Below are 19,105 nucleotides of genomic sequence, written 5' to 3' on the forward strand. Positions count from 1 at the left end.
TAAGCATAATAAGGAAGAAAAGTTGATTTTTTATTTCTAAAAACTGTATATTGAAGAGGAATATTCCTACATACGTAAAGGAGGGCTATTAATGAAACTAATGGAACAGCAACTGCATGAATTAGGTGGCTTGCGAGTACATATTATTCCGACTGATAAATTTAAAACGAATACCTTTGTATTTCGTTTTAAAGCACCTTTAAATGAGGAGACGGTGACAGAGCGTGCTCTATTGCCGTACGTATTGCAAAGTGCGACAGAAAAACTGCCTTCTGTAATTCGTCTTCGTCAATATTTAGAAGAATTATATGGATCTTCTTTAGCGGTAGATGTAAGTAAAAAAGGGGAAGACCATATCATCTCTATTTATGTAGACATTGCAAATGAAACATATTTACGCGATGCACCACCGTTATTTGAAAAGGCGCTTTCTATGTTATCTGATATTGTTTTAAATCCAGCAATAGAAGGGGACGGTTTTTTATCTTCTATTGTAGAAAGTGAGAAACGAGCACTCTTGCAACGAATTGAAGCTACTTATGATGATAAAATGCGTTATGCAAACGAGCGTTTAATTGAAGAAATGTGCAAAGTAGAACCATATCGCTTAAGTGCAAATGGAAAAAAAGAAAGTGTAGCTTCTATTACAAATGAAAGTTTGTATCAATATTATCAAAAAGTGTTAGCTGAAGATGAAATGGATTTATATATCATTGGTGACATTTCAGAAGATGCCGTGGAGCTTGTAAATAAGTATTTTTCGATTTCACCTCGCGCTATGAAAGAGAGAAATGTACTTCTTCATAAACGAAATAATGAAGAAAAAGAAATTGTTGAAAAACAAGAACTAAAGCAAAGTAAATTAAATATAGGCTATCGCACATTCATTACGTATAAAGATGAAGAGTATTTCGCATTACAATTGTTTAACGGATTATTTGGAGGGTTTTCTCATTCGAAGTTATTCGTAAATGTCCGTGAAAAAAATAGTTTAGCGTACTATGCAGCATCGAGATTTGAAAGTCATAAAGGTTTGCTCTTCGTTATGTCTGGGATTGAAGCGAAGAACTTTGAAAAAGCTGTTGAAATTATTAAAGAACAGATGAAAGCAATGCAAAGCGGTGATTTTTCAGAGGAAGAGATTCAGCAAACGAAAAGTGTAATTCAAAATCAAATCTTAGAGGCAATTGATACACCACGTGGTTTTGTTGAAATGCTTTATCACGGGGTAATCTCAGAGCGTACGCGTCCAGTTGAAGAATGGCTAACGGGCATAGAAAGCGTGACGAAAGAAGAGATTGTGAAAGTTGCTAATAATATTGAACTAGATACAATTTACTTTTTACATGGAACGGAGGGAGAATAAATGGAGAAAATTGTATATGAGCAATTAAAAGAGACGCTATATTATGAAAAACTTCCGAATGGATTAGACGTATATATCTTACCGAAACAAGGCTTCAACAAAACATTTGCAACATTTACGACGAAGTACGGTTCTGTTGATAATATATTTGTTCCGCTTGGAAAAGAAGACATGACTCGTGTACCAGATGGAATTGCTCATTTCCTTGAGCATAAATTGTTTGAAAAAGAGGACCATGACGCGTTTCAATTGTTTAGTAAACAAGGTGCTTCAGCTAACGCTTTTACATCTTTTACAAGAACCGCTTATCTCTTTTCCTGTACATCAAATGTAGAGAGAAATTTAAATACGTTGTTAGACTTTGTACAAGAACCGTATTTCTCTGAAAAAACGGTTGAAAAAGAAAAAGGTATTATCGGTCAAGAAATTCAAATGTACCAAGATAACCCAGACTGGCGTTTATACTTTGGGTTAATCGATAGTTTGTTTGTGAAACATCCAATTAAAATTGATATTGCAGGGACGATTGAGTCTATTAGTAAAATTACAAAAGACCTACTGTATGAATGTTATGAGACTTTTTACCATCCGAGCAACATGTTATTATTTGTTGTTGGAGCGATTGATCCTGAAAAAACAATGGATTTAGTTCGTGAAAATCAAGCGAAAAAAGATTACGAAAATCAACCGGAAATCGTTCGCTCTTTTGAAGAGGAACCAGAAGAAGTAAATGAAAAGAAAAAGATTATTTCAATGCCTGTTCAAACTCCAAAATGTTTAGTTGGTATTAAGGCAACGAATTTAAAAGAAAAAGGGCAAGCCCTGTTAAAACAAGAAATTGCGCTTACATTACTTTTAGATTATTTATTTGGAAAAGGGTCAGTTCATTACGAATCTTTATATAATGAAGGTCTTATTGATGATTCGTTCTCGTATGACTATACAGAAGAAAATAACTTCGGTTTTGCAATGGTTGGTGGAGATACGAAGCACCCTGATGAATTGGCAGAGCGATTAAAAGGTATTTTACTACAAACGAATTATGATCAGTTAGATGAGACTGCGCTGGAACGGGTGAAGAAAAAGAAAATTGGTGGATTTTTACGATCGTTGAATTCACCTGAATATATTGCAAATCAGTTTACACGATATGCGTTTAATGAATCTAGTTTATTTGATGCTCTTACAGTGTTAGAAGGATTGACTGTTCAAGACCTACAACAAGCAGCAAAAACACTATTAATTGAAGAGAAAATGAGTGTCTGCCAAGTGTTACCAAAAAAGTGAAGTAATATTTGAATTAAAAACGCAGTATCTATATCCCTCATCTAACGTTTGGTTATTGCCAAATGGTAAGATGAGGGTATTATTTATTTATACATAAAAGATAAGAGAGGGAATTTATGAAAAAGTATGCATTAGTAACTGGAGGAAGCGGAGGGATTGGCTCTGCTATTTCGAAGCAGTTAATCGAGGATGGTTATATAGTCTATATTCATTACAATAAAAGCGAAGAGAAGGTAAGGGAGTTACAAAAGGAATTTGATGTAGTGATTCCTGTGCAAGCAAATTTAGCTTCTATCGATGGAGCGGAGGAATTGTGGGGACAAATCGAACATCCTATTGATGTTATTGTATACGCAGCTGGAAAGAGTATCTTTGGATTAGTAACAGATGTTACGAATGAAGAATTAGATTATATGGTGGAGCTTCAAGTGAAGAGTGTATATAGACTTTTATCGATGGCGCTTCCACCGATGATCGGGCGGAGAAGTGGTAATGTTGTCATTATTTCATCCATTTGGGGGCAAATAGGAGCATCTTGTGAGGTGCTGTACTCAATGGTGAAAGGTGCACAAAATTCATATGTGAAGGCTTTAGCGAAAGAAGTTTCTTTAAGTGGATTGCGCGTTAATGCGGTAGCGCCAGGTGCGATCGAAACAGAAATGTTAAATGTATTTTCAGAAGATGATAAAAATGAAATTGCTGAAGATATTCCATTAGGTAGAATAGGACTACCCGAAGAGGTAGCAAAAACAATCTCCTTCCTTGTTTCGCCAGGAGCTTCTTATATTACGGGGCAAATTATTGGAGTCAATGGCGGTTGGCATTGTTAAAAATTTCTTACATAAAAAATAAAAAAAATGGACAAATTAAGCATGATTCTATTACTCAATAGTGAGGTGCTTAAACATGTCAGTGTTAGATAATTTTGATCAGTGGAAGAGCTTTTTAGGAGAACGTTTAGAACAAGCGGGGGGAAAAGGGCTTGATGGTGGTGCCGTATCAGATATGGCATTTCGTGTTGGTGATTATTTAGCAAATGAAGTAGAAGCTCGCAATGATCAAGAAAAATTATTAGCTGAGCTTTGGAAAGTTGCTGATGAACAAGAGCAACATATAATCGCAAATTTAATGGTGAAGTTTGTACAACATAAGTAAAAGTAGAGAGGAGAAGCTCCTCTCTACTTTTTTTGTATAATAATTAGGACGAATAGATTATACATTTAGCTTCCCTATTAAGGTGAAATCATATAATATAGTACGTAGGTGTAAAGTAAGCGTGGGGGAGTGATTTTGGATGATTGAATGGTATTTTGAATATGAAATACATAAAAACCGACCTGGCTTACTTGGTGACGTTTCTTCGTTAATCGGTATGCTTGGCATCAATATTGTCACAATTAATGGTGTAGATAATGCACGACGCGGACTTTTGCTTATGTGTGATAATCAAGAACAAATCTCTAGACTTGAATCAATTTTAAATACGATGGATAATATAACGGTAACGAAATATCGTCCGCCAAAGCTTAGAGATAAGCTAGCAGTTAGACATGGTAGGTACATACAACGAGATGCAGATGATAAGAAAACATTTCGATTTGTGCGTGATGAATTAGGATTACTTGTAGACTTTATGGCGGAGATAATGAAAAAAGAAGGTCATAAACTAATTGGGATACGAGGAATGCCTCGTGTCGGAAAAACAGAATCTATTGTTGCCGCAAGTGTTTGTGCAAATAAGAGATGGTTATTCGTATCATCTACTCTCATTAAGCAAACTGTTCGTAGCCAATTGATTGAAGATGAGTATAGCGACGATAATATTTTCATACTAGATGGAATTGTGTCGACAAAGCGTGCTAATGAAAGACACTGGCAGCTCGTTCGTGAAATTATGAGATTGCCTGCAACGAAAGTTGTGGAACATCCGGATGTGTTTGTGAGTCAGTCAGAATATACATTGGATGATTTTGATTATATTATCGAATTGCGTAACGATTATGATGAAGAAATTCAATATAATTTAGTAGATGAAATTGAGCAAGGTACGCGAAATAATTTCTCTATGTTCGACTTTTAAAGAAATATTGAGGTGTTAGTAGTGACGGAATTAGGACAAAAGCTGACAGAAGCAAGAGAAGCGAAAGGCTTGGCTATTGATCAGCTGCATGAGATTACAAAAATTCAAAAACGCCATTTAGTAGCGATTGAAGAAGGCAATTATGATGTGTTGCCAGGAGCTTTTTATGCGCGTGCATTCATTAAACAATATGCAGATGCTGTTGGATTAAATGGAGAGGAACTGCTTGTAGAATATCAGAGTACGATACCACAATCTGAAAATCGTGAAGTTCCACAAGTATCAACTGGACAAAAAACACAAGAAACAATGCAAAAATCTTCATCATGGCCAATTGCAGATCATATGCCAAAAATTATGATTGTGTTGTTAGTAATCGCATTTGGAGTGGTAGTCTGGTTTGTTATTCAAGCGTTAACTGGAAAAGATGATAGGCAAGTTCCGAATGCTCAAGGTGAGAAAATTGAAGTTCAAAAAGCAAAAGATTCTCCGCTAGATACGAAGAAAGATGAAGTGAAAGCAGAAGAACCTAAAAAAGAAGAACCAAAGAAAGAAGAGCCAAAGAAAGAGGAACAACCGGTGCAACCAACTGGACAACAAGAAGTGAAGGTAGTTGGAACAACTGGTAAGGTATCTACTTTGGAAATTCATAATAATAAAACATTAGAACTGGAAATATCGGGTAAAGGTGCGAGTTATGTAGATGTTAAAGATGATGCTGGGAACGAAATTCTAAACACTACAGTACAAGGTGGCCAAATAGAAAAACGTGATTTATCAACAGTAAAAGAAGTGCGACTTAATATTGGAAATGCAACGAATGTTGAAGTTAAACTGAATGGTCAAGTGGTTGCTTTCCCATTGGATCCAGCAAAAGAACTTCACCAAAGATTGGTGATAAAAAACCAAGGGATAGGGCAAGCTGCGCAATAACAGTCATCGCTTCGATGACTTTTTTCAATGAACAAATGTTTTTGACATGATGGAGGAATAGCTGTGAATTTACCAAATAAAATTACAATATCTAGAATCTGCTTAATTCCAATTTTTATGGTAATTATGCTAGCGCCCTTTAACTGGGGCTCATATACAATTGGTGATGTCAATTTACCAATTCAACATTTAGTAGGAGCACTAATCTTTATAATTGCTTCAGCTACAGATTGGATTGATGGATATTATGCAAGAAAATATAATCTTGTAACGAATTTAGGGAAATTTCTAGACCCATTAGCAGATAAATTACTTGTTTCTGCAGCACTTATCACGTTGGTAGAGATGCAATATGTACCCGCTTGGATCGTTATTGTAATTATAAGCCGTGAGTTTGCAGTAACAGGTTTACGCCTTGTACTTGCTGGGACAGGGGAAGTAGTTGCAGCAAATCAGCTAGGGAAAATTAAGACATGGACACAAATTATTGCGATTGCAGCATACTTATTACATGATGTACCGTTAAATTTACTTCATATTCCAGTTGCAGATATTTTCATATGGATTGCATTATTCTTTACCGTTATTTCAGGGTGGGATTATTTCTGGAAAAATAAAGATGCTTTTGTAAAATCAAAATAGAAGTTTATGGGGGAATTGGGATGAATGCTGAAATTATTGCAGTTGGAACGGAATTATTACTTGGACAAATTGCAAATACAAACGCCCAGTTTTTATCTGAAAAGTTAGCTTCAATCGGAATTAACGTGTACTACCATACTGTTGTTGGGGATAATAACAAGCGATTACAGAAGGCAATTGAATTGGCTGAAGAACGAGCTGATATGCTCATTTTTACAGGTGGATTAGGACCGACAAAAGATGATTTAACGAAAGAAACAATAGCGTCTAGTTTAGATGAAGAGCTTGTGTATGATGAAAAGGCATTAACATCGATAAGCGATTATTTTAAGCGTACAGGCCGTGAATTTACAGAGAATAATAAAAAGCAGGCGCTCGTTTTAAATGGATCGACTGTATTTGCGAATGATCACGGTATGGCGCCTGGTATGGGGTTAAATAAGAACGGAAAAGTTTATATTTTATTACCAGGACCACCAAAAGAAATGAAGCCGATGTATATAAGTTACGTAGAGCCTTTTTTATGTAAGTTTACAACGGGGGAAAATATTTATTCTCGTGTTCTTCGTTTTTTTGGTATTGGGGAATCTCAATTAGAGGTGAAAGTTCAAGATTTAATTGATGATCAAACGAATCCAACCATTGCACCACTCGCAAATGATGGAGAAGTGACATTACGTTTAACTGCCAAACATCATGATGCTGATGAGGCGGAGAAACTGATTCAGCATGTGGAAGATTTGATTTTAGAAAGAGTAGGAGAATTTTTCTACGGATATGACCAAGATTTCCTTCATTACAAGGCAATAAGGCTATTGAAGGAAAAAGGGTTAACTTTAGCATGTGCAGAAAGTTTAACAGGTGGTCTTTTTGGAAATCAAGTAACAGAAAATGCTGGTGTTTCGTCTGTATTTAAAGGCGGTGTCATTTGTTATCAAAATGATGTGAAGCAACAAATTTTACATGTACCTGAAGAAGTGTTACGCACTGACGGCGCGGTTAGTAAACGGTGTGCTCGTTATCTTGCTGAAAATGTAAAGAAACTGTTAAAAGCAGATATCGGGATTAGTTTCACTGGGGTGGCAGGACCGGATGCTTCAGAGCATAAAGAGCCAGGAACAGTATTTGTTGGATTGGCGATTAAAGATGAACCAGCTGTAGTCTTCTCGCTTAATTTAAGTGGAAGTCGTCAACAAATTAGAGAACGCTCTACAAAATATGGATTTTATCATTTATTTAAAAAGCTAGAAGAGATATAAATTTCTTCTAGTTTTTTTTTTGGAAAACCTAGTTTTATTCGATATAAAATAAAAAAATCGAATAAATGTTCGATTTTTGTTGGCAAATTGAATTGAAAATAGGTATAATGAGATTAGCAATTTAGTTAAGGAGGAATTTTGAATGAGCGATCGTCAAGCGGCATTAGATATGGCGTTAAAACAAATAGAGAAGCAATTTGGTAAAGGTTCAATTATGAAATTAGGAGAACAAGCGGAGCGTAGAATTTCTACAATTTCAAGTGGTTCTTTAGCACTTGATGTGGCACTAGGGGTAGGCGGATACCCACGTGGCCGTGTTATTGAAATTTATGGACCTGAAAGTTCAGGTAAAACAACAGTTTCATTACACGCAATCGCGGAAGTGCAGCGTCAAGGTGGACAAGCGGCGTTCATCGATGCGGAGCATGCGATGGATCCTGTATATGCACAAAAATTAGGTGTTAACATCGATGAATTACTATTATCACAGCCTGATACAGGGGAGCAAGGACTAGAAATCGCAGAAGCACTTGTACGAAGTGGCGCGGTTGATATTATCGTAATTGACTCTGTAGCAGCTCTTGTACCGAAAGCTGAGATTGAAGGGGACATGGGTGACTCTCACGTTGGTTTACAAGCACGTTTAATGTCACAAGCACTTCGTAAACTTTCAGGTGCAATCAACAAATCAAAAACAATCGCAATCTTTATCAACCAAATTCGTGAAAAAGTTGGGGTTATGTTCGGGAACCCAGAAACAACTCCAGGTGGTCGTGCGTTGAAATTCTATTCAACTGTCCGTCTTGAAGTACGTCGTGCTGAGCAGTTAAAGCAAGGTAACGATATTGTTGGTAATAAAACGAAAATAAAAGTAGTTAAAAATAAAGTAGCACCGCCATTCCGTGTTGCTGAAGTTGATATTATGTACGGAGAAGGTATTTCAAGAGAAGGTGAAATCTTAGATATGGCTTCTGAACTTGATATCGTTCAAAAGAGCGGTGCTTGGTACTCTTATAATGAAGAACGCTTAGGACAAGGTCGTGAAAATTCGAAGCAATTCTTAAAAGAGAATACGGATTTAAGAGAGGAAATTGCCTTCTTTGTTCGTGAACATCACGGAATTGGTGAAAACTCTGGTGTTGAAGACACGGAAGATTCAACTCGTCAAGATTAAAAAATAAAAGACACGGTCCCGTGTCTTTTATTTTTTAATCCACTATGAAAGCGTTATATATAGCTGGAGATAAAATATTTATTCTATCCAAAAGGCTATGTGTAAAGGGGAATATTCATATATTTTAAGTGAATGAATTGGGATTTTCTAAGGTTTTCCAGGATAATATGCCGTCTGTTTTTTTAATCAATATAAGATTCAGGGCTGAAGGTAAAGAAAGTAAAAGTAGACAACGCTTGACAATGAAAATTGCGATAGATACAATGAGAATGTATATTTTTTCTTATATACGATACACTCTTCTCAAGAAGAGAAGTAATATTCGGAGTAAGACTTAAATCTTGCCGAAATAATAATATGACATTTTAATTGTGAAATGAAGAAAGTCCCTTAAAAAAGCGGGACGACGGTCTTTGCTGTACGTTGTAATTCAATGTACATGCCGACAGTCTTTTTTCATTCATAGCAAGGGGAGGTGAAATCATGAGTAGTAGTACAGTTTGGATACTCATCTCCATTTTGCTTGCAACAGTCGGTGCAGTTGTTGGCTTTTTTGTTCGAAAGTCTATTGCTGAAGCGAAGATTAATGGTGCAGCTAATGAAGCAAAACGTATTCTAGACGAAGCGAATCGTGATGCTGAAGCACTTAAGAAAGAAGCGCTTTTAGAAGCAAAGGATGAAATTCATACACTTCGTACAGAAGCTGAATTAGAAATTCGTGACCGTAGAAGCGAATTACAAAAACAAGAAAATCGTTTAATGCAAAAAGAAGAGAACCTTGATCGTAAAGACGAAACGCTCGATAAGCGCGAGCGACAGTTAGAAAAGAAAGAGGAATCTCTTGTAGCGAAACAACAACAGATTGAAGAGTTGGAAAGCAAAGTGGGAGAGTTAGTTCAAAAGCAACAAACAGAATTAGAGCGCATTTCCAATCTGACCCGCGAACAAGCGAAAGCAATTATTCTTGGTAAAGTGGAAAGTGAAGTTTCTCATGAAATTGCCGTTATGGTAAAAGAAAGTGAAGTTCGCGCGAAAGAAGAAGCGGATAAGAAGGCAAAAGAGATTTTATCTCTTGCAATGCAAAGATGTGCAGCTGATCATGTTGCTGAAACAACCGTTTCGGTTGTAAATCTTCCAAATGACGAAATGAAGGGACGTATTATCGGACGTGAAGGTCGTAACATTCGTACGTTAGAAACGTTAACAGGTATTGACCTTATTATCGATGATACACCAGAAGCGGTAATTCTATCTGGATTTGACCCGATTCGTCGTGAAACAGCTCGTATCGCTCTTGATAAACTAGTACAGGACGGACGTATTCACCCAGCGCGTATTGAAGAGATGGTCGAAAAATCAAGACGTGAAGTGGACGAGTATATTCGTGAAGTCGGAGAGCAAACAACGTTTGAAGTGGGTGTTCATGGCTTACATCCAGATTTAATTAAAATTTTAGGTCGTTTAAAATACCGTACAAGTTACGGACAAAACGTCTTAAAACACTCTATGGAAGTTGCATATTTAACTGGACTTATGGCAGCGGAGCTTGGTGAGGATGAAAAACTAGCAAGACGTGCTGGTCTATTACATGATATCGGAAAAGCAATCGATCATGAAGTAGAAGGTAGTCACGTTGAAATTGGTGTTGAACTCGCAACGAAATATAAAGAGCATCCTGTTGTAATAAACAGTATCGCATCTCACCATGGTGACACAGAACCAACTTCTATCATTGCAGTTCTAGTTGCTGCAGCAGATGCATTATCAGCTGCAAGACCGGGGGCTCGTAGTGAAACGCTTGAGAACTACATTCGTCGTCTTGAAAAGTTAGAAGAGATTTCAGAGTCTTATGAAGGTGTAGAAAAATCTTTTGCAATTCAAGCAGGACGTGAAGTTCGTATTCTGGTAAAACCAGATACAATTGATGATTTAGAAGCTCATCGTTTAGCTCGTGATATTCGAAAACGTATTGAAAATGAACTGGATTATCCAGGACATATTAAAGTAACTGTTATTCGTGAAACACGTGCAGTGGAATACGCAAAATAAAGTGGTGAAACACCACTTTATTTTTTTGTGTTGGAATTGGGTAAAATAAAGAAAACTATTTATAAGCAGTGTGCAAGTGAAAGAAACTTATAATAGATAAATTGTAACTGTTGTAAGGAAATAGCTTCACGTTATAGTATGGTAATAAAAAATGTAGTACATAGAAAGGGTAAGACATATGAGAATATTATTTGTTGGGGATGTAGTAGGATCTCCTGGTAGAGACATGATTCAACAGTACGTACCGGCATTAAAGAAAAAATATACACCTACAGTAACAATTATTAATGGAGAAAATGCTGCGGGTGGACGTGGAATTACGGAAAAAATATATCGAAACTTTTTAGAGTGCGGGGCACAAGCGGTTACGCTTGGAAACCATGCTTGGGATAACCGTGAAGTATTTGAATTTATTGATGATGCAAAATATCTTGCAAGACCAGCTAACTTCCCAGAAGGAACGCCGGGAAAAGGGCTTATCTTTGTAAATTGTAATGGAACAGAAGTTGCAGTTATTAACTTACAAGGACGTACGTTCCTTCCTCCAATTGATTGTCCATTCCGTAAAGTGGATGAGTTAATCAGCATTGCAAAAAAACGTACAAACATTATCTTTGTTGATTTTCATGCTGAAACAACAAGTGAGAAGCAGGCGTTAGGTTGGTACGTAGACGGTCGTGCTACAGCGGTAGTAGGTACACATACACACGTTCCTACAGCTGATAATCGTATTTTACCAAGCGGAACAGCTTATATTACAGATGTTGGTATGACTGGCCCATATGATGGGATTTTAGGTATGGATCGCGAAGCGGTATTGAAGAAGTTTTTAACGAACTTACCAGTGCGTTTTGAAGTGACGAATGGTAGAACGCAATTAAGTGCAGTGTTAATTGATGTGGATCCTAATACAGGGAAAGCGAAGAAAATTGAGCGCATTTTAATTAATGATGACCAGCCGTTTTTTGACTGATTTTTAATAAAAAGTTAGAGAATTTGTTATATTTTAATTTTTTAGAAAAATTACAGAAATTTAGCAGGAATACGTGCCATTCCTCGTGAATATAAGTTAAAGTGAAATAATTGCTATTACTTTTTATAGAAACGAGGAGGAAACGCGGAATGGAAATATTAAAAGTTAAAGCAACGTCGGTCCCTAATTCTGTAGCTGGTGCACTTGCAGGTGTTATTCGCGAACGCGGAACAGCAGAAATTCAAGCTATTGGTGCAGGTGCATTGAACCAAGCGGTAAAGGCAGTAGCAATTGCAAGAGGATTTGTAGCGCCTAGCGGTTTGGACTTGATTTGTATCCCAGCTTTTACAGATATTATGATTGATGGTGAAGAGCGTACAGCGATAAAATTAATTGTAGAACCTCGTTAAGTTGAAACAACCTGTTTGCATGTATGCGAACAGGTTGTTTTTGTAATGGAGGAATGAAAATGAAAATTTTTGATGCTCATTGCGATGTACTCTTTCAGTTATGGAGTGCAAAAGGGAAAAAAGACTTTCAAAACGATTCACAATTACATATTACATTTGAACAATTAAAGAAAAGAAAAGGAAGTATACAATGCTTTGCTATATATGTACCAGAAACAGTAGCGTATGAAGGGCGTTTTGAAGTTGCACTGCAAATGATAGATATTTTTCATAATGAAATTCTATCGCTACCAGGAATGAAGTTTATTCAGACAAAAAACGATATTAACATGCTAAAACAGGACGAGATTGGAGCATTATTAACATTAGAAGGATGCGAAGCAATTGGAAAAGAAGCGATGAAATTACGTTTGTTTTATCGCTTAGGTGTACGTTCCTTTGGATTGACATGGAACTATGCCAATCTGTTAGCTGATGGAGCGCTAGAGGCACGTGGGGCAGGTTTAACTACATTTGGTAGACAAGTTGTACAAGAGCTTAATACGTTACATTTATGGACTGATGTGTCTCACTTAAATGAAAGAAGCTTTTGGGATGTTATAGAAATTGCTAAAAACCCAATTGCATCTCACTCAAACTGTTATCAACTTTGTGGGCATCCACGCAATTTAACCGATGAACAAATAAGAGCTCTTATAAAGAAAAATAGCATTATTGGTATTACTTTCGTACCACAGTTTTTAACGAATGAAAGACAAGCGAATATAGCAGATATATTAAGGCATGTGGAATATATTTGTTCATTAGGTGGAGAAAAAAATATAGGGTTTGGTTCTGATTTTGATGGGATTTTAGAAACTGTTGTAGGTGTAGAAGCATATAGGGATTATGAAAATATAATTAATCAACTTTGTAAAAAGTATAGTGAATCAACTATAGAGCGATTTTTGTATGAAAATTTTATTGATCGAATTGCTTTCTAATTATTTATTTTTAAAAATTCAGAAAATAAATTTCGCTCGCGGTAATTTATTGGTTTTTTTAAGACCTAATACTAGAATGGTGAACGAAATAGCATTATACTAAAGATTCAGGGAAAACAGAAGAGGCATAATTTGCGTCCATTGTAGTTTATTTGCATAAAAAATGCTAAACTAATACTGTGAAAAAATACACTACAATGAATGCAGCCAAAAGGGGTGTAGGAGATGATTAGTCAACTTTCATGGAAAGTTGGAGGCCAACAAGGTGAAGGAATTGAAAGTACAGGGGAAATCTTCTGTATTGCATTAAACCGATTAGGATATTACCTATACGGTTACCGCCACTTCTCATCACGTATTAAAGGCGGCCATACAAATAATAAAATTCGTGTAAGTACAACAGAAGTACGCGCGATCTCAGATGATTTAGATATTTTAATTGCTTTTGATCAAGAAACAATTGATTTTAACTTCCACGAACTACGTCCGGGTGGAATTGTAGTTGCGGATGCGAAATTTAATCCAACAATACCTGATAATACAGATGTAAATCTATATGTGATACCGTTTACAGATATCGCTTCAGAGTTAGGCACATCATTAATGAAAAATATGGTTGCTGTTGGGGCATCTAGTTCGGTATTAGGGTTAGACGAAACAGCTTATTTAGAGGTTGTTGAAGAAATCTTTGGTCGTAAAGGGGAGCAAGTCGTTCAAAAGAATATGGAAGCAATTAAACGCGGCTCTCAATATATGAAAGAATTGCTTGGTGAGAAAGTAAACATGATGCAGCTTGAAAAAGCTGATGGTAAGAAACGCATGTTTATGATTGGAAACGACGCAATCGCATTTGGTGCGGTAGCTGGTGGTGCTCGCTTTATGTCCGCATATCCAATCACACCTGCATCTGAAATTATGGAATATTTAATTAAAAAGTTACCGAAAGTCGGCGGAACAGTAATCCAAACCGAGGATGAAATCGCAGCTTGTACAATGGCGATTGGTGCAAACTACGCTGGTGTTCGTACATTAACAGCATCTGCTGGTCCTGGTCTTTCATTAATGATGGAAGCAATTGGTTTAGCAGGTATTACTGAAACACCACTAGTTATCATTGATACACAACGTGGTGGTCCAAGTACGGGCTTACCAACAAAACAAGAGCAGTCTGACTTAATGGCTATGATTTACGGAACGCATGGTGAAATTCCAAAAATCGTAATGGCGCCAAGTACAGTTGAAGAAGCTTTCTATGATATTGTAGAAGCGTTTAACTTAGCAGAAGAATATCAAGTGCCTGTTATCTTCTTAACAGATCTACAGCTTTCTTTAGGAAAGCAAACAGTAGAACCACTTAAGTTAGATAAAGTTGAAATTCGTCGTGGTAAGCTTGATTTAGAAGTAGAATTACCAGAACGTGAAAATAAAGCATACTTCAAGCGTTATGAAGTAACAGAAGATGGAGTTTCACCACGTGTTTTACCTGGTATGAAAAATGGTATTCACCATGTTACAGGTGTAGAACATGATGAAACGGGTAAACCATCTGAATCAGCGTTAAATCGTAAAGATCAAATGGACAAACGTTTCCGTAAAATGGCGAACTTGCAGTTTAATAACCCTATTTACAAAAATGCTAAGCATGATGACGCAGACGTATTGTTAGTTGGCTTTAACTCAACTCGTGGTGCGATCGAAGAGGCAATGCAGCGTTTGGAACAAGAAGGAATGAAAGTAAACCATGCCCATGTACGTTTAATTCATCCGTTCCCAACAGCTGAAATCGATCCACTTGTGAAAAAAGCGAAGCGTGTTGTAGTAGTAGAAAACAATGCAACTGGTCAGCTTGCTAACATTATGAAAATGAATCTTGGCAATGGTGAGAAAATTTCTAGTCTTTTAAAATACGATGGAAATCCATTCTTGCCGAAAGAGATTTACAACGAATGTAAAAAAGGGGTTGTATTAAATGGCAACATTTAAGGACTTTCGTAACAGTGTAAAACCAAACTGGTGCCCAGGTTGCGGAGACTTCTCGGTGCAGGCTGCGATTCAGCGTGCGGCAGCTAACGTTGGTTTAAATCCAGATGAGCTAGCTGTTATTTCTGGTATCGGCTGTTCCGGTCGTATTTCAGGGTATATTAATTCATATGGTTTGCATAGTATTCACGGACGTGCTCTTCCGATTGCACAAGGTGTGAAAATGGCAAATCGTGATTTAACAGTTATTGCATCCGGTGGTGACGGTGATGGTTTTGCGATTGGTATGGGACATACAATCCATTCTATTCGTCGTAACATTGATATTACGTACATCGTAATGGATAACCAAATTTACGGATTAACAAAAGGTCAAACTTCACCACGTAGTGAAGCTGGATTTAAAACGAAAAGTACACCACAAGGTTCAATTGAACCATCACTAAATGTTATGGAAATGGCTTTAACAGCTGGTGCGACATTTGTGGCGCAAAGCTTTTCAAGTGATTTAAAAGAATTAACGCAAATTATTGAAGCTGGTATTAACCATAAAGGCTTTTCATTAATTAATGTATTTAGTCCATGTGTTACTTACAATAAAGTAAATACTTATGATTGGTTTAAAGAGAATTTAACGAAACTAAGTACAGTAGAAGGATATGATCCATCTAACCGCATGATGGCTATGCAAACATTAATGGAAAAGAACGGGTTAGTAACAGGTTTAATTTATCAAAATACAAAGCAGCCTTCTTACCAAGAGCTTGTAAAAGACTATAGTGAAAAGCCTTTAGTGCAAGCTGATTTAAATATGGATCAGAAAATGTTTGATGAGCTTGTTGCTGAATTTATGTAATGATTGGAGAGAAGGTTGCCACTTGGCAACCTTCTTTTTGAGTGAATAAAAATAATTAATAGATTTGTTTACTTGGAAAATTCAGAATGATAAAATAATATATAAATCGTTGTATAAAAATAGCATGTTCATTAACTGTGAAATGTAATATAGGATAAGGCTTCTTCTTTGTTTAAATTGGCGAAACGCTGCATACTATGGTAATGTGTATAGGGATAAAGCAATATGCTTTTGGGTAGGACAAGATGAAATAATAAAAAGGGAATGTCTATTTGTGTGGGGAAGACTTCATTCTTACGGATGATTAGATCGATTACTCAAGTTTCAAAGGGCAAGTTATCTCTCAAGCTATCTAACATCATTGAGATGGGTCTAAGCGCATTAAAATGGACTACAGAGTGAGTATAGTTAAGGGTGAAAGGAGATTACCGATGAACGAGCAACAACGATTAGCAAGTCGACAAGCAAATTCCTCTACGAAAAAAGAAGAGAAAGATTATAGTAAATACTTTGAAAGTGTATACCAACCACCTTCCTTGAAATTGGCGAAAAAGCGTGGGAAAGAAGAAGTTAAAATTGAACGAGATTTTGGCTTACCTGAAGAGTTCCGCAATTTTGGTGCAGGAAGAAAGTTTTACATTCGTACATATGGCTGTCAAATGAATGAACATGATACAGAAGTAATGGCTGGGATTTTTACAACACTTGGATATGAGCCAACTTTTTCAACTGAAGAGGCAGATGTGATTTTATTAAATACTTGTGCAATTCGTGAAAATGCTGAAAATAAAGTGTTCGGTGAACTTGGTCATTTAAAATCATTAAAGCGAAGAAATCCGGATCTTTTAATTGGTGTATGTGGTTGTATGTCTCAAGAAGAATCTGTTGTAAATAAAATTATGCAAAAAAATCAGCATGTAGATATGGTGTTTGGTACACATAATATTCATAGATTACCGTATATCTTAAAGGACGCAATGTTCTCAAAAGAGACGGTAGTTGAAGTTTGGTCAAAAGAAGGGGATGTAATTGAAAACCTTCCGAAAGTACGTCGTGGTGATATTAAAGCTTGGGTAAATATTATGTATGGCTGTGATAAGTTCTGTACATATTGTATTGTACCGTATACACGCGGAAAAGAGCGTAGCAGACGTCCAGAAGATATTATTAAAGAAATTCGCCATTTAGCTGCGAACGGTTATAAAGAAATTACGTTACTTGGACAAAACGTAAACGCATACGGTAAAGACTTTGAAGATATACAATATGGTCTTGGCGATTTAATGGATGAACTTCGTAAAATCGATATCGCACGTATTCGTTTTACAACAAGCCATCCACGTGATTTTGATGATCATTTAATTGATGTTCTTGGAAAAGGTGGTAACCTAGTAGAACATATCCACTTACCAGTTCAATCTGGTAGTACAGATATGCTTAAAATTATGGCGCGTAAATATTCGCGAGAACACTATTTAGAGCTTGTACGAAAAATTAAAGAAACCATTCCGAATGCAGTACTAACGACTGATATTATCGTTGGTTTCCCAAATGAAACGGATGAGCAGTTTGAAGAGACGATGTCGTTATATCGTGAAGTAGGATTTGATACGGCATTTACATTTATTTATTCTCCGCGTGAAGGTACACCAGCTGCAAAAATGCAGGATAATGTGCCGATGGAAGTGAAGAAAGAGCGATTACAACGCTTAAATACACTAGTGAATGAATATGCAGTTAATAAGAATAAGCGCTATATAGGACAAATTGTAGAAGTATTAGTTGATGGAGAAAGTAAGAATAACCCTGAAGTACTTGCAGGATACACACGTACGAATAAACTTGTAAACTTTGTTGCTTCAAAATCTTTAATTGGTCAGCTTGTGAAAGTAAAAGTAACGGAAGCAAAAACTTGGTCTCTTAACGGGGAATTGGTTAAGGAACCGATTGAGGTGAAATAATAGATGAAAGTATATACGAAAGATGAAATTGTTGAGCAAGCGAAAGAATTAGCAAAAATGATCTCTGAAACAGAAGAAGTCGATTTCTTTAAGCGAGCAGAAGCACAAATTCATAAAAATGAAAATGTAAAGCGAGCAATTGAAGAAATAAAAGCTTTGCAAAAACAAGCAGTAAACTTGCAACATTATGGGAAATGGGAAGCTTTGAAAAAAGTAGAAGTTGAAATTGATGCGCTTCAAGATAAGTTAGATAATATCCCAGTTGTACAGGAGTTTAAATCTTCACAAACATATGTAAATGACTTACTACAGCTAGTTGCTAGTACCATTTCTAACAATGTAACAGATGAAATATTAGTTTCAACTGGTGGCGATGTGTTGAAGGGTGAAACTGGTGCGGCGGTAGAAAGTAAAAAAGGAAATTGTGGTTGTTAAAGAGGTGTCTTATTGACATCTCTTTTTTTAGTGGGTTATATCGTAAATTCTTCTCAAAAAAAAGAATGACACATTCCGCTATTGTCACGCATATGATTAAGTGAATAGTGATTGAGGAGGGTTACGAATGTCCGAATTTAGAGAGATTATTACAAAAGCAGTGGTTGGAAAAGGACGTAAGTATACAAAGTCAACGCATACATGTGAATCGAATAATGAGCCAACAAGTATTTTAGGGTGCTGGGTAATTAACCATTCGTACGAAGCGAGAAAGAATGGGAAACATGTGGAAATTGAAGGTTTCTATGATGTAAACACTTGGTATTCATTTGATGGAAACACAAAGACTGAAGTTGTAACAGAACGTGTTAACTACACTGATGAAGTAAGCATTGGGTATCGTGATAAAAACTTCTCTGGTGACGATTTAGAAATTATCGCTCGTGTAATTCAGCCGCCAAATTGTTTAGAAGCTCTTGTATCGCCAAATGGTAATAAAATTGTTGTGACGGTAGAACGTGAATTTGTAACAGAAGTAGTTGGAGAAACGAAAATTTGTGTAAGTGTAAATCCTGAAGGTTGCGTAGAATCAGACGAGGATTTCCAAGTCGATGATGATGAGTTTGAAGAATTAGATCCGAACTTTATCGTTGACGCAGAAGAAGAGTAAGAGAAAGCTAGGGAGAAGTTCTTCCTAGCTTTTTACAGTACATAAGT

General features: G+C 36.4%; 18 protein-coding genes. All 18 read left to right on the plus strand.

The annotated features are described in order from the left end of the window. Positions 1–91 precede the first annotated feature (91 nt). Positions 92–1,366, plus strand: a complete 1,275-nt coding sequence (gene yfmF / locus ACFVQC_RS05930; protein ID WP_002146123.1) for an EF-P 5-aminopentanol modification-associated protein YfmF — start codon at positions 92–94, stop codon at positions 1,364–1,366. Continuing rightward, positions 1,367–2,653 carry an EF-P 5-aminopentanol modification-associated protein YfmH gene (gene yfmH / locus ACFVQC_RS05935; RefSeq protein WP_377897650.1) on the plus strand — a complete coding sequence of 429 codons (1,287 nt, stop codon included), beginning with the start codon at positions 1,367–1,369 and terminating at the stop codon, positions 2,651–2,653. 116 nt (positions 2,654–2,769) lie between these two features. Next, entirely contained in the window at positions 2,770–3,483 is a 714-nt protein-coding gene (gene ymfI / locus ACFVQC_RS05940; protein WP_002146126.1) for an elongation factor P 5-aminopentanone reductase, read from the plus strand. Between the two features lie 76 nt (positions 3,484–3,559). Continuing rightward, entirely contained in the window at positions 3,560–3,808 is a 249-nt protein-coding gene (locus tag ACFVQC_RS05945) for a DUF3243 domain-containing protein (RefSeq protein ID WP_002146127.1), read from the plus strand. A gap of 139 nt (positions 3,809–3,947) precedes the next feature. Beyond that, positions 3,948–4,733 (plus strand): DUF3388 domain-containing protein, encoded by a 786-nt coding sequence (locus tag ACFVQC_RS05950; protein WP_002146128.1) that lies wholly within the window; start codon positions 3,948–3,950, stop codon positions 4,731–4,733. A gap of 21 nt (positions 4,734–4,754) precedes the next feature. After that, on the plus strand, positions 4,755–5,666 hold the full coding sequence (locus tag ACFVQC_RS05955) for a helix-turn-helix domain-containing protein (RefSeq protein ID WP_377898132.1): 912 nt from the start codon (positions 4,755–4,757) through the stop codon (positions 5,664–5,666). A 63-nt stretch (positions 5,667–5,729) separates the two neighbouring features. Beyond that, positions 5,730–6,308 (plus strand): CDP-diacylglycerol--glycerol-3-phosphate 3-phosphatidyltransferase, encoded by a 579-nt coding sequence (pgsA, locus tag ACFVQC_RS05960; RefSeq protein ID WP_002111336.1) that lies wholly within the window; start codon positions 5,730–5,732, stop codon positions 6,306–6,308. A gap of 20 nt (positions 6,309–6,328) precedes the next feature. Next, on the plus strand, positions 6,329–7,567 hold the full coding sequence (locus ACFVQC_RS05965; protein WP_377897652.1) for a competence/damage-inducible protein A: 1,239 nt from the start codon (positions 6,329–6,331) through the stop codon (positions 7,565–7,567). A 142-nt stretch (positions 7,568–7,709) separates the two neighbouring features. Next, positions 7,710–8,741, plus strand: a complete 1,032-nt coding sequence (recA, locus tag ACFVQC_RS05970) for a recombinase RecA (protein ID WP_002066764.1) — start codon at positions 7,710–7,712, stop codon at positions 8,739–8,741. Between the two features lie 483 nt (positions 8,742–9,224). Next, the gene (rny, locus tag ACFVQC_RS05975) at positions 9,225–10,790 is read left to right on the plus strand and encodes a ribonuclease Y (protein ID WP_002088045.1); all 1,566 of its coding nucleotides are present in this window, start codon (positions 9,225–9,227) and stop codon (positions 10,788–10,790) included. Between the two features lie 178 nt (positions 10,791–10,968). Next, positions 10,969–11,763, plus strand: coding sequence for a TIGR00282 family metallophosphoesterase (locus tag ACFVQC_RS05980; protein WP_002014601.1), 795 nt, complete (start codon positions 10,969–10,971; stop codon positions 11,761–11,763). Positions 11,764–11,912: 149 nt separating this feature from the next. Continuing rightward, positions 11,913–12,173, plus strand: coding sequence for a stage V sporulation protein SpoVS (gene spoVS, locus ACFVQC_RS05985; RefSeq protein WP_000404341.1), 261 nt, complete (start codon positions 11,913–11,915; stop codon positions 12,171–12,173). 59 nt (positions 12,174–12,232) lie between these two features. Next, complete coding sequence (locus tag ACFVQC_RS05990) at positions 12,233–13,156, plus strand: dipeptidase (protein WP_377893836.1); 924 nt, start codon at positions 12,233–12,235, stop codon at positions 13,154–13,156. Positions 13,157–13,381: 225 nt separating this feature from the next. Continuing rightward, entirely contained in the window at positions 13,382–15,139 is a 1,758-nt protein-coding gene (locus ACFVQC_RS05995) for a 2-oxoacid:acceptor oxidoreductase subunit alpha (protein WP_002146133.1), read from the plus strand. Further along, a complete protein-coding gene (locus ACFVQC_RS06000) occupies positions 15,126–15,992 on the plus strand; it encodes a 2-oxoacid:ferredoxin oxidoreductase subunit beta (RefSeq protein WP_002088040.1) in 867 nt (288 codons plus the stop codon). Before ACFVQC_RS05995 ends, ACFVQC_RS06000 begins: the two co-directional genes overlap by 14 nt. Before the next feature lie 431 nt (positions 15,993–16,423). After that, the gene (gene miaB / locus ACFVQC_RS06005) at positions 16,424–17,953 is read left to right on the plus strand and encodes a tRNA (N6-isopentenyl adenosine(37)-C2)-methylthiotransferase MiaB (RefSeq protein ID WP_016100344.1); all 1,530 of its coding nucleotides are present in this window, start codon (positions 16,424–16,426) and stop codon (positions 17,951–17,953) included. A gap of 3 nt (positions 17,954–17,956) precedes the next feature. Further along, a complete protein-coding gene (locus ACFVQC_RS06010) occupies positions 17,957–18,388 on the plus strand; it encodes a YlbF/YmcA family competence regulator (RefSeq protein ID WP_377897654.1) in 432 nt (143 codons plus the stop codon). A 127-nt stretch (positions 18,389–18,515) separates the two neighbouring features. Next, positions 18,516–19,058: an outer spore coat protein CotE gene (gene cotE / locus ACFVQC_RS06015; protein ID WP_001288802.1), complete on the plus strand. Its 543-nt coding sequence runs from the start codon at positions 18,516–18,518 to the stop codon at positions 19,056–19,058. Positions 19,059–19,105: the final 47 nt, after the last annotated feature.

This window comes from Bacillus sp. NPDC057893, assembly GCF_042796455.1.
Taxonomy (GTDB): domain Bacteria; phylum Bacillota; class Bacilli; order Bacillales; family Bacillaceae_G; genus Bacillus_A.

Bases quoted from the DNA above. Each gene is read 5' to 3' on its own strand.
- yfmF (WP_002146123.1), top strand. From the start codon at position 92: ATGAAACTAATGGAACAGCAACTGCATGAATTAGGTGGCTTGCGAGTA.
- yfmH (WP_377897650.1), top strand. From the start codon at position 1,367: ATGGAGAAAATTGTATATGAGCAATTAAAAGAGACGCTATATTATGAA.
- ymfI (WP_002146126.1), top strand. From the start codon at position 2,770: ATGAAAAAGTATGCATTAGTAACTGGAGGAAGCGGAGGGATTGGCTCT.
- ACFVQC_RS05945 (WP_002146127.1), top strand. From the start codon at position 3,560: ATGTCAGTGTTAGATAATTTTGATCAGTGGAAGAGCTTTTTAGGAGAA.
- ACFVQC_RS05950 (WP_002146128.1), top strand. From the start codon at position 3,948: ATGATTGAATGGTATTTTGAATATGAAATACATAAAAACCGACCTGGC.
- ACFVQC_RS05965 (WP_377897652.1), top strand. From the start codon at position 6,329: ATGAATGCTGAAATTATTGCAGTTGGAACGGAATTATTACTTGGACAA.
- recA (WP_002066764.1), top strand. From the start codon at position 7,710: ATGAGCGATCGTCAAGCGGCATTAGATATGGCGTTAAAACAAATAGAG.
- rny (WP_002088045.1), top strand. From the start codon at position 9,225: ATGAGTAGTAGTACAGTTTGGATACTCATCTCCATTTTGCTTGCAACA.
- ACFVQC_RS05980 (WP_002014601.1), top strand. From the start codon at position 10,969: ATGAGAATATTATTTGTTGGGGATGTAGTAGGATCTCCTGGTAGAGAC.
- spoVS (WP_000404341.1), top strand. From the start codon at position 11,913: ATGGAAATATTAAAAGTTAAAGCAACGTCGGTCCCTAATTCTGTAGCT.
- ACFVQC_RS05990 (WP_377893836.1), top strand. From the start codon at position 12,233: ATGAAAATTTTTGATGCTCATTGCGATGTACTCTTTCAGTTATGGAGT.
- ACFVQC_RS05995 (WP_002146133.1), top strand. From the start codon at position 13,382: ATGATTAGTCAACTTTCATGGAAAGTTGGAGGCCAACAAGGTGAAGGA.
- ACFVQC_RS06000 (WP_002088040.1), top strand. From the start codon at position 15,126: ATGGCAACATTTAAGGACTTTCGTAACAGTGTAAAACCAAACTGGTGC.
- miaB (WP_016100344.1), top strand. From the start codon at position 16,424: ATGAACGAGCAACAACGATTAGCAAGTCGACAAGCAAATTCCTCTACG.
- ACFVQC_RS06010 (WP_377897654.1), top strand. From the start codon at position 17,957: ATGAAAGTATATACGAAAGATGAAATTGTTGAGCAAGCGAAAGAATTA.
- cotE (WP_001288802.1), top strand. From the start codon at position 18,516: ATGTCCGAATTTAGAGAGATTATTACAAAAGCAGTGGTTGGAAAAGGA.